Here is an 11,397-nt window from a genome sequence, read left to right on the forward strand (position 1 = left end):
TTTTGGAAGGTTTGCGACAATGCTGCTCAAGGATGAAGTTGGAATGCTGCAACGCGTTCCCTTGTTCTCTGCCATCGAGCCGACAAAGCTCAAGCTGCTTGCGTTCACATCCGATCGTGTGAGCTACAGCGCCGGCCAGATCCTTTTCCGGCAGGGCGACGAGGGAGACGCCGCCTATGTCATCCTTTCAGGCAGAGCGGATATTCTTGTCGATTCCGACAGCGGACCGATAAAAGTTGCCGAACTGGAGCCAAATTCGATCGTTGGCGAGATCGCCATATTGTGCAACAGCTCCCGCACTGCCACCGTCAGAGCGGCAAGTCCGCTGGAAGCCCTGAGAATCCGCAAGGATCATTTCCTGAGGCTTATGAGGGAGTTCCCGGAAATGACCATCGAGATATTGCGGGTTCTTGCCGATCGCCTAAGCCATACGACCGCGGATCTGATCGACGCACGAAGCGCCAAATAACGACGGACGTGCGCTCGATCCTCGCCGTCGTGACGGCACTGTCCTCTCGCTGAGAGAAGATCACCCGGAGAAAGCCTGTCTGTCTCGCCTAGCAGCAGTTGTTTGGATATGATGGGCGAAGGGGTAGCATGGACGACAACGTTTTCCTGGTCAGGTTTTGGGGTGTCCGCGGCAGCATTTCGGTATCAGGCCCAGAATTCTCTCGCTATGGCGGCAACTCAATCTGCGTCGAGATGCGATGCGGTAAGCACACGCTTCTGTTCGACGCAGGCTCTGGCCTACGGCCTGCCGGCGCGGCGCTTCAGGCGTTGGGCGTGACCGATTTCGACCTGCTTTTCACCCATTGCCATTACGATCACATCATCGGGCTGCCGTCTTTTGCGCCGATCTATGACCGGGGCGCCAAGGTTACGCTTTGGTCCGGGCATCTTGCAGGACACATGACGACCCGGCAGATGGTCGATGAGTTCATGCGGCCGCCGTGGTTTCCGGTGAAATTGGAGGCCTGCAAGGCAAGCCTCGACTATCGCGATTTCGTATCCGGAGACGTGCTTCGCCCGCGCGAAGGGGTGGTGGTCCGAACCGGCAGTCTTATGCATCCGGGCGGCTGCATAGGCTACCGGGTCGAATGGGGTGGCGGCGTCGTGGCGGTGATCACAGACACTGAGCACGACCCGGACAAACTCGATCAGACGGTGCTCGGCCTGATCGAAGATGCCGACCTCGTCATCTACGATTGCACCTACACCGAGGAGGAAATGGAACGCCGCCGCGGTTACGGGCACTCGACGTGGCAACAGGGCGTCAAACTCTGTGAGGCGGCAGGTGCGCGGAGGCTTGCGCTGTTTCACCACGATCCGACACGCACCGACAAGGAACTGGACAAGATCCAGAAACTGGCCAAGGACAGGTTTACCGGCGCTTTTGCCGCGCGGGATGGCCAGACGCTCAACATTCCAGTCTCATTGCGCAAAAAGCGCTGAGCTATTTTCCTCTATCTCTTTGTCTTGACGCAATTCCGGACGGAAACCGTTCACACTTTCCTGGAATTGTTCCACCGGCGCTGCGCCCGATCAATGTCCTGATCGGAAGCCATGCGCAGGCTTCAGTCTGTGCGGTGACTGTGAACAGCCGTTCGAGGAAGAGCCAGGCCGATTCATCATGTACGAGATGGTGGGTGAGCAGGCCCACGGGTTCGCCCCCATCGAATGCATGCTGCAATTGCGCGATGATAGCCTGAACCAATAGGCCATGATCGCGGCAGCCGTGCGTGCCATGCCAATCCATGATGTCGACATTGCTGTTGATGACCGCAAGTGAAGCCGGCCTTGGCGGCCCATAGACCGACAATGCCGAAAATCCTATCGATCCAAGGTCGGATACCAAGCCGGCGTCGATCCTGTTCCAGGGTGGTACCAGCATCGGAACAGCACGTGCGCCGTGCAGGCCGGTTACGTGCGCCAGCCCGCGAGCCAGATCATCGAGCACCGCCTCGCGTGGCCGATGCGCGCCGAGCTCCTGCTTCTTCTGGCCCTCGGGCGCATGATTTCGGTGCGCCCAGCCATGGATGGCGACCGTGGCATGCGGCGCCTCGTCAAGCCGAACGACAAGCTTCTCGTCAGTCAGGGCGGGAATGACGGCCAGAGTCACCGGAACCGCGAATTCACCGGTGAGGTCGAGCAACCGATCAAGCGCAGGCGTCGGACCCACGGCGTCATCGTCGCGCAGCCAGAACTCTGCCTTACGGTCCGCCCGTTGCCGGCTCGCCAGTTCCTCCACCAAGGGTTGCCAGATCTGATCGGATGTCATGAGACCGGGATCTTTGCAAGAAGTTCGGCCAGACGCGCCGCCGCAGCACCGATAGAACGTTCTTCGAGGATGAAACGTCTGGCTTCTGCGGCCATGATGGATCTTTCGTCGTTACGGGCCAGAAGCCTTTCAATGGCAGAAGCGAACGCCGCCACATCGCCCGGCGGGGTGAGAAACCCGGCCTGGCCATCCCGCACGACCTCCGGCACGCCGGCGATGTCCTGAGCCACAACCGGAAGGCCGGCGGCCTGTGCTTCAAGATAGGCAACGCCATAGGCCTCGCCGAAACCCGGCCAGACGTAAATTCCCCCACTGTAGAGGACATCCGGCACGGCGGCTGGCTCAATCGCGCCAAGCCATTCGATACGCTCGGCGGGCAAGCCGGCGAATTGCGCTTTGATCTCCTCGCGGGCAGGTCCGTCCCCGACGACCGACATGGTCCAGGGCAGGTGACCGATCGAACCGAGCGCCTGCGCCAGCATGCCATAGCTTTCGACTTTGTCGCCCGGGCGCATCATGGCGACGGTAACGAGGCGCGTCGGACAACCCCGTGCCGGGGTTTCCCGGAATAGCGATGTGTCGATGAAAGGCGAAAGCATGCCGAAAGCGGCGTCGGGTACCGCATCTGCCAGTCCCTGACGATCCCTTTGCGTGAAGCAGATGTTCAGCGCCGCCTGTTCGACGGCTCGCGCCACCAACGCTTGCGTGTCGGCCCACAAACCGGTGTTGCGCCGCCTTGAATAGGAGGCTTCCGCTGTCACATAGGGGACACCAAAGGCCAACGCCAGTTCGGGCCCGATCAGGTCGGGTGCCTTGTAATAGGGATGATAGGTGAACCACAGATCGGGCTTGCCGTCACGATCCCAAAGCCTTGCCAGCCGCGCTGCTTCCTCCCGGGCCTCGATCTTGAGCGCATCGAAACTTTTCGAATCCGGTTCGCGTAGATAGAAGCGCAATTCGGATGCCAATTCGACGCTATGCCTTCCATGCTCCAGTGCCTTGACCAGCATCCGTGCCATCTGGCGGTCGCCGGAGGCAACGGGATGATTGGGCGACTTCAGCGGCGCATAGAAGGCAATTCGCATCGCCGGACCCTATCATCGGAAAGCCTGCGCAAGTCAATTTCGAAGCATGATCGACTTCACCCTCAAGCACTGGAATGTGCTATCTGATGCTCATGGAAACAGCTGCCGCGTCCGATCCGTTTGTTGCTTCTCTGCCGGTCTTCGCAAAGTTCGAAAGCGTTGCCGATATCGATAACTATCGGCCTCTCCCCGATGGCTGGGCGCTGGCCACCGCAGACATCGTCGGCTCGACCAAGGCGATCGAGGCGGGGCGCTATAAAACCGTCAATATGGCCGGTGCCAGCGTCATTTCGGCGCTGCTCAATGCGCTGGGTAGGCAAGATCTTCCCTTTGTCTTCGGCGGCGACGGTGCGCTCGTGGCGTTTCCCGGCTCGGCGCTGGAGATCACCCGCAACGCGCTGGCGGCTGTCCAGAGATGGGTGGCGGACGAACTGGACCTGACCTTGCGTGCCGCAATCGTGCCGATAAAGGATATAAGAGCGCAAGGCCTCGACGTTCGCGTGGCGAGGTTCCAGGCCTCCGATGCGGTCTTCTATGCCATGTTCGCCGGAGGTGGCGGCAGTTGGGCGGAAGCCGAGATGAAAGCGGGGCGCTACCGCATCGATCCTGCGCCGGCCGGCGCGCGGCCGGACCTGACCGGCCTCTCGTGTCGCTGGAACCCGATCGAAGCCCGGCATGGCGAAATCGTCTCGATCATAGCCATACCGGGGGCGTCGCGCGACTTGCGCGGTTTTCAGTTTCTGGTTTCCGACATCATCGCCCTTGCCGGCAGGCAGGAACGCGATGGCCACCCGGTGCCGGTGAACGGGCCGGACTACAGTTTGCTGCCCGCCGGCCTCGATATCGAGGCGCGGGCCACGGCGCCGGCAGGACGGCGGTGGCTGTCGAAGCTGTGGATAGTGTTCCTGATGACTCTTACGGCTGTTACGGATAGATATGGCTGGACGATCGGCAGATTCGATCCGAAGATCTACAAACGCGAAGTGGCCAGCAATTCGGATTTCCGGAAGTTCGACGATGGCTTGAAGATGACCATCGACGTTGACGCGGATGTGTTGCAACGGATCGAGGACCGGCTGAAACAGGCGGAAGAGGCGGGCATCTGCAACTATGGCCTGCACCGCCAGAAATCGGCCTTGATGACATGCCTCGTCGCATCGCCGCTGCAGCGCGATCACGTTCATTTCATCGATGGCGCCGCCGGCGGCTATGCGATGGCTGCCGCAAGCCTTAAGGCGAAGGTGCCGGTCTGACGCTTGCGGACATCGATTTTCCGCAATATGCCTCGGGGCTCTTGTGAGCGGTGAGCCTCACCATGGAAGCGGACGGCCTGTCCGAATTGACGGGAAGCAGATTTTTGGACGCCTCACGATCGACATATGACCGTCTTCTGAACCGGATTTCGACGCGTGCCGCGCAAGTCGGCGTGATCGGACTGGGCTATGTCGGGTTGCCGCTGGCGGTTGCGATCGCACGCGCCGGCTTCCCTGTTTTCGGCTTCGACATCGAAGCCCAGAAGGTCGAGAGCCTGAACAACGGCCAATCCTACATCGAGGCGGTGACGTCGACAGCCCTTGCCGGCCAGGTGGCGAGCGGACGGTTCCGCGCCACTGCGGATTTTGCCCAACTGGCCGTCTGCGATGTCATCATCATCTGCGTTCCGACACCACTGACGAAACACCGCGAGCCGGATCTCTCCTTTGTCAGGAACACCGCAGGCACCATCGCGAAGCATCTGCGTCTCGGCCAGCTGATCGTGCTGGAATCGACCACCTATCCCGGCACCACCGACGACGTGATCAAGCCCATCCTGGAAAAAACCGGCTTGCAGTCGAGGATAGACTTCTTCCTCGGCTTCTCGCCCGAACGCGAGGATCCCGGCAACCGCAGCTTTGAAGTCGCGACGATCCCCAAGGTCGTGGCAGGTGACGGCATTGAAGCGGCGACGCTCGTGCAGGCTTTCTACCATGGCGTGGTCAAGACCGTCGTTCCGGTTTCCACCACGGCGACCGCCGAGGCGGTCAAGCTGACGGAAAACATCTTCCGCTCGGTCAACGTAGCCCTCGTCAACGAGTTGAAGATCGTGCTCGGTGCGATGGGAATCGACATCTGGGAGGTGATCGAGGCGGCAAAGACCAAGCCCTTCGGCTACATGCCTTTCTATCCTGGCCCTGGACTTGGCGGGCACTGCGTTCCGATCGATCCCTTCTACCTGACGTGGAAGGCTCGCGAATACGAACTGCCGACCCGCTTCATCGAGCTGGCGGCAGAGATCAACACGGCCATGCCGCGTCATGTGGTCGATGAACTGGCGAAGGCGCTGGACCGGCGCTGCGGCAAGGCGCTCAGCCGCTCGCGCATTCTCATCATCGGGCTCGCCTATAAGAAGAATGTGCCCGACATCCGCGAAAGCCCCTCATTGCGGCTCATTGAACTCATCGAGGAATGGGGCGGCAAGGCGGAATTCCACGATCCGCATGTTACCGAAATCCCGGCCACACGGGAGCATATGGCGATCAAGGGGCGTCGCTCGGTCGAATTGACCGAGGTCGCCTTGAAGGATTTCGACGCTGTCGTCGTTGCAACCGACCACGACGCGATCGACTATCAGGCGATCGCGGATCACGCTCTACTGATCGTCGACACACGCAATGTTTTTGGCCGCCTCGGGCTAGCCCGAGAGACGGTGGTGAAGGCCTGACGGCGTCCGAGCCGGCGAATTTGTGGCGGATCAAGGAGATTTCGAGATAGCATGAGCACAGCGCAAGCAGAAATTTCTGCCATTCTCATGGATAAGGTTGCCGATTGGCTGACCCAATCGGCGTTGGCGGGCAACGACCTGGAAACATTGGTAAGGGGCTTTTGTGAACGGTTGGCTGCTGCCGGCCTGCCGTTGAAGCGGGTGCATTTGAGCTTTTCGATGCTTCATCCGCTTTATGACGCGCTCGGCTTCACCTGGCTCCGCGGCCAGGGCCTGGAAGTGGAAGGCTTCCGCAAGGAGAACGGCGTTCATTCCGACAGATTCCTGACCAGCCCATACTACCATCTGCTCAGCCACAAGCTCGACCATCTGCGGCGCCGGCTCGACCCGTCGGTGCCGTCGGAATTTCCTGTTTTCGATGACCTCAAGCTGATGGGCGTCACCGATTACATGGCTTTTGTCCATCCCTTCAGCGGCAACACAAGTCAGGGCATGATCGGGTCTTGGTCCACCGACAGTGCTGCAGGCTTCAGCGACAGCATGATTTCGGCGCTGCTGCGTATCCAGAACCATCTCGCTATCGCAACCAAGATGGCGGTGCTCACCAAGCTTGCCGATAACATGATGACCACTTATCTCGGCGGCGACGCCGGCAGGCGCGTGCTCGAAGGCCAGATCAAGCGCGGCGAGGGTGATACAATCCGGGCGGCACTGGTCATGGGCGACATGCGCGGGTCGTCAAGACTTGCCGAAACCTCCGGCCGCGAAGTCTATATCGATACGCTGAACCAGTTTTTCGACGCCGCTGCTGCACCTTTCAATCGCAAGGGCGGGCAGATCATGAGTTTCATAGGTGATGGCTTCATTGCCGTCTACCCTTGCGCAAGGCACCGTTCACAGTCCGAGATCGCCTGCCAGGCTGCTCTTGCAGCAGCGCACAAGGCCACCGCGCGCATGATGGATCTTAATCTGCGCAGAAAGCAGCAGGGATTGAGCGACATAAACTATGGTATCGGCCTGCATGTCGGCAATGTGATGTTCGGCAATGTCGGGCTTACCGACCGGCTCACATTCTCTGTCTTCGGCTCGGCCGTAAACGAGGTCCAGCGCCTCCAGACCCTGACCAAGAAATATCCGCACAGCGTTCTCGCCAGCAAAGACTTCGCCAGCTATTGCGGCGCCAACAACTGGCTGGCGCTCGGCATGGAGGAACTGGCGGGCATCAGGCAGAAGCTAACGGTGCTTTCACCCGATTTGTCGGGTGCTCTGTCGCTCGACGAAGATGGTGCGCTGGAGCCGATTTACGACCGCATATCGGACGCCGAGCAGGTCATGCTGCTTCATCGCAATGCCGCGCGGCCGTCCGCGGGCGACCCGAGGAAGCTCCAGTAACCGCCACGATCTGATCCGAACGCGTTTGGTATGCAGTCCGGTCGCCGGTTCCGCCAGGGAACTGGCGACTGTTCGAATCCAAGTTGCTCTAGGCTGGCAATGCGTTAGTCTCGCCTTCTGGACGTGCCAGAGTGGGGGCTGGTGTGAGAATGAATTTGGGCGTTGATCTGCTGCGGATCGAGGATGTTGGCATCTCTTTTGCCATTATAGGGGGACCGTTGCATGCTGTCAGGCGTGCAAATCTTCGCGTCCTGCCCGGCAAGGTTACCGCGCTTGTGGGCGAGTCCGGTTCCGGAAAATCGGTTCTCAGCCAGGCAGTGATGGGCATTTTGCCGAACACAGCCCATGTTCGCGGCCGTATCCTGTTCTCCGATCCAAAAAAGCCCGGTACGACGCAGGATATACTGCAGATGCCGCGTGACGGAACCGAAATCCGGGCGTTGAGAGGCAGCCGCATCGGCAAGATATTTCAGGAGCCGATGACATCGCTGTCGCCGCTGCATACGATCGGCAATCAGGTCAGCGAATCCCTACAGATTCATACGCCCATGGCTCGGGTGGAGCGCAAGGCGCGGACCGAGGAAATGCTCGGCCTTGTCGGCTTTCCCAACCCCAAGCGCGCCTATGACATGTATCCCTTTGAACTTTCGGGAGGATTGCGTCAACGCGCCATGATCGCCATGGCGCTTATCTGCCGGCCCGCCCTGTTGATCGCCGACGAGCCGACGACGGCGTTGGACGTGACCATCCAGGCGCAAATCCTGCAATTGCTGCGCGAGCTCCAGACGAAGCTGAACATGGCGATGCTGCTGATCACGCACGACCTTGGCGTAGTCGCCAATGTCGCCGACGAGGTGGTGGTCATGTACCATGGCGAGATCATGGAAGCGGGACCCGTGGAGGCGATATTCCGCCGGCCGGGCCACCCTTACCTGAAGGGCCTGATGGCAGCCGTTCCGCATTTCGACCTGAAGCCCGGCGAAAGGCTAAAGGCGCTCCGCGAGGTGCCGGTGAATGTCGGGAACCTGCTCGGCAAGCAGACGGCGCCGGCATCGAAGGGGCCGAACGACCTCCTGCTATCGGTCAGCGATCTGACAAAGACCTTCACGATCCGCAAGTCCGGATGGTTCGGCGGAGATCATCAAACCTCTGTTCGCGCCGTGGACGGCGTGAGCTTTGATATCAGGCGGGGTGAGTGCCTGGGTCTTGTCGGCGAAAGCGGCTCCGGCAAAACCACCGTCAGCAAGATCCTCATGCGGGCTGTCACCCCTACCGGCGGCTCTGTGATCTTCAATGGCCGCGATGGTCCGATCGACGTCTTGGAAGCCGAGGGAGACGCCCTGCGCATGCTGCGCGCGAAAATCCAGATGGTATTCCAGGATCCGGTTTCGTCGCTTTCACCCCGCATGACGGTGGAGAACATTTTGAGCGAGCCGCTGGAAATCCATCGACGTGGCAATGCCGCGTCCCGACTCGCCACGGTCAAGAGCCTGATGCAGGCAATCGGGCTCGACCCGCGCTTCATAAAGCGTTATCCGCATAGTTTCTCCGGCGGGCAGCGTCAGCGTATCGGCATCGCGCGCGCGTTGGCGCTGGGACCTGAACTCCTGATCTGCGACGAGCCGGTTTCGGCACTCGACGTCTCTGTCCAGGCGCAGATCCTGAACCTTCTTAAGGACCTGCAGAAGGAACTGGGCCTGACCTACCTGTTCATTTCCCACAACCTGGCGGTGGTGGACTACATGGCAGACCGCATCGCGGTGATGTGCGGCGGGCGTATCGTCGAGCTCGCGCCGCGCGAAATTCTGCTTAGGAAACCTATCCACCCCTACACGCGCTCACTGGTCGCCGCAGTTCCTTTCCCCGATCTCGACAGGCCGATGGATTTCAAGACGCTGAAACTCAGCGGCGCTTCCGACACCAGCGCATGGGGACCGCAATTCCGCGACGAGGGCGACGAGGATATGCTGTCGCCGCTCGATCTTGGCGGCGGCCACGTCGTGCTGGCCCGACGTTCGGCCGATTTCAGCGAGCTACGCCATTGATCAGCCGGCGCACCGTCCTTGGACTCATGGCTTCGGCATTTCTGCCGGGCACGTTGCGCGCCGGCGATCTGGAGCCGGAATTTCTTGAGGCGCAGCTGAAGGCCAGAGCGCTGCCGGCACTCGCCGAACGCCTGCCCAAGCGCCCTCGCGCGTTGAATCTCGCCGCGATGGGCCGGCAGCCCGGCCAATATGGCGGCACGCTGCGCACGATCATCGGCAGCCAGAAAGACATCCGGATGATGACAATCTACGGGTACGCTCGCCTGGTCGGCTATGACGAAAAGCTTAACCTGCAAGCCGACATTCTCGAAAGTTTCGATGTAGCGGATGATCGTGTCTTCACTTTCAAGATACGAGAAGGACATAAATGGTCTGACGGTAGCCTGCTGACGTCGGAGGATTTTCGCTATTGCTGGGAAGATGTCTGGCTTAACGATGAGCTTTCGCAAGGCGGGCTCGCCCCGGCCCTGCTGGCGGACGGCAAGCCGCCACGCTTCGAGATCGTCGATCCGTTGACGGTCCGCTATAGTTGGGATGCGCCCAATCCCGACTTCCTGCCCAAGCTCGCCGCTGCTTCGCCCCTATCGCTTGTTCTGCCGGCCGCCTATCTCAAGCAGTTCCACAAGAAATACCAAGATCCATTCCGGCTCGCCGGCCTAATGAAGGAGAACCGGGCCCAGAAATGGACGCTCTTGCACATCCGCATGTCGCGGCAGTATCGCCCGGAGAACCCGGAACTGCCGACGCTCGATCCCTGGCAGAACCGGACCAAGCCGCCGGCTGAGCAGTTCGTCTTCGAGCGGAACCCGTTCTTTCATCGAATAGACGAGAATGGCCGGCAACTGCCTTATGTCGACCGGATTGTCATGAATGTCAGCTCGTCGGCGATCATTTCCGCCAAGACCGGTGCGGGCGAGAGCGACCTGCAAGGCATGGGAATTGACTTCACCGATTACTCCTTCCTGAAGGATGCGGAGAAGCGCTACCCGGTGAAGATGCATCTCTGGAAACGCACACAAGGTTCGCGGCTGGCGCTGCTGCCCAATCTGAATTGTGCCGACCAGGTGTGGCGTGGCCTTTTTCGTGACGTGCGCGTGCGCCGCGCACTTTCGCTCGCTGTGGACAGGCGCGAGATCAATTTGGCTGTGTTCTACGGATTGGCGCAGGAAAGTGCCGATACGGTCCTGCCGGAGAGCCCGCTCTACCGGCCGGAATTCGCGAAAGCCTGGGTCGCCCATGATCCCGACCAGGCCAATGCCCTGCTCGACGAGGTCGGGCTTCAGGCGCGTGACGATGACGGCCTGCGGATACTCCCCGACGGACGCCCGGCGCAGCTCGTAGTGGAAACGGCCGGCGAAAGCACGCTGGAAACGGACGCGCTCGAGCTCATCACCGATCACTGGCGCAAGATCGGCATCGCCCTGTTCATCCGGACTTCGCAGCGCGACATCTTCCGCAGCCGCGCGCTTGGTGGCCAGATCATGATGTCGATGTGGTCGGGCATCGACAATGGCGTGCCGACCGCCGACATGAACCCCTACCAACTCGCCCCCACCGTCGATGACCAGCTGCAATGGCCGCTCTGGGGTGCTCACTACTTGTCCCGTGGCAAGGTCGGCGAAGCGCCCGATCTTCCGCCCGTGGTCGAGTTGATGGCTTTACTCAAGCGCTGGAACGCATCGACCGAAGCCACGGAGCGCGCCGAGATCTGGAATTCAATGCTGTCGATCTATACCGATCAGGTGTTTTCGATCGGCACGGTAAACGGAACGCATCAGCCGATTCTGGCATCCTCGCGGCTGCGCAATCTGCCTGACAAGGCGCTCTACGGCTACGACCCGACCGCCTATTTCGGTGTCTATATGCCGGATACATTCTGGCTTGGAGAGTCCTGAG

Annotated in this window: 9 protein-coding genes; 7 read left to right on the top strand and 2 right to left on the bottom strand. The window is 60.5% G+C overall.

Annotated elements, in window-relative coordinates:
• Positions 1 to 19 precede the first annotated feature (19 nt).
• On the top strand, positions 20 to 469 hold the full coding sequence (locus tag NKJ81_RS23635) for a cyclic nucleotide-binding domain-containing protein (RefSeq protein WP_023675957.1): 450 nt from the start codon (positions 20 to 22) through the stop codon (positions 467 to 469).
• 128 nt (positions 470 to 597) lie between these two features.
• Complete coding sequence (locus NKJ81_RS23640; protein ID WP_352470894.1) at positions 598 to 1,452, top strand: MBL fold metallo-hydrolase; 855 nt, start codon at positions 598 to 600, stop codon at positions 1,450 to 1,452.
• A 1-nt stretch (position 1,453) separates the two neighbouring features.
• On the opposite strand, the gene NKJ81_RS23645 is transcribed toward NKJ81_RS23640, so the two are convergent.
• Both NKJ81_RS23645 and NKJ81_RS23650 read right to left on the bottom strand, forming a co-directional pair.
• Positions 1,454 to 2,278 (bottom strand): polysaccharide deacetylase family protein, encoded by an 825-nt coding sequence (locus NKJ81_RS23645; protein WP_352541932.1) that lies wholly within the window; start codon positions 2,276 to 2,278, stop codon positions 1,454 to 1,456.
• Positions 2,275 to 3,363 (bottom strand): glycosyltransferase family 4 protein, encoded by a 1,089-nt coding sequence (locus NKJ81_RS23650; protein ID WP_352541933.1) that lies wholly within the window; start codon positions 3,361 to 3,363, stop codon positions 2,275 to 2,277. Before NKJ81_RS23650 ends, NKJ81_RS23645 begins: the two co-directional genes overlap by 4 nt.
• 74 nt (positions 3,364 to 3,437) lie before the next feature.
• Between NKJ81_RS23650 and NKJ81_RS23655 the strand changes: the two genes are divergently transcribed.
• The 5 genes from NKJ81_RS23655 (at position 3,438) to NKJ81_RS23675 (ending at position 11,396) form a co-directional block, all read left to right on the top strand.
• The gene (locus NKJ81_RS23655) at positions 3,438 to 4,616 is read left to right on the top strand and encodes a DUF3095 domain-containing protein (RefSeq protein WP_352541934.1); all 1,179 of its coding nucleotides are present in this window, start codon (positions 3,438 to 3,440) and stop codon (positions 4,614 to 4,616) included.
• A 104-nt stretch (positions 4,617 to 4,720) separates the two neighbouring features.
• On the top strand, positions 4,721 to 6,064 hold the full coding sequence (locus NKJ81_RS23660) for a nucleotide sugar dehydrogenase (protein WP_352541935.1): 1,344 nt from the start codon (positions 4,721 to 4,723) through the stop codon (positions 6,062 to 6,064).
• Between the two features lie 51 nt (positions 6,065 to 6,115).
• A complete protein-coding gene (locus tag NKJ81_RS23665; RefSeq protein ID WP_352470889.1) occupies positions 6,116 to 7,456 on the top strand; it encodes an adenylate/guanylate cyclase domain-containing protein in 1,341 nt (446 codons plus the stop codon).
• A gap of 149 nt (positions 7,457 to 7,605) precedes the next feature.
• On the top strand, positions 7,606 to 9,501 hold the full coding sequence (locus NKJ81_RS23670) for an ABC transporter ATP-binding protein (protein ID WP_352541936.1): 1,896 nt from the start codon (positions 7,606 to 7,608) through the stop codon (positions 9,499 to 9,501).
• Positions 9,498 to 11,396, top strand: coding sequence for an ABC transporter substrate-binding protein (locus NKJ81_RS23675; RefSeq protein WP_352541937.1), 1,899 nt, complete (start codon positions 9,498 to 9,500; stop codon positions 11,394 to 11,396). The genes NKJ81_RS23670 and NKJ81_RS23675 overlap by 4 nt, the downstream gene beginning before the upstream one ends.
• The last annotated feature ends 1 nt before the right edge of the window (position 11,397 follow it).

The organism is Mesorhizobium sp. M0018, from assembly GCF_040323955.1.
In the GTDB taxonomy this organism is placed as follows: Bacteria; Pseudomonadota; Alphaproteobacteria; order Rhizobiales; family Rhizobiaceae; genus Mesorhizobium.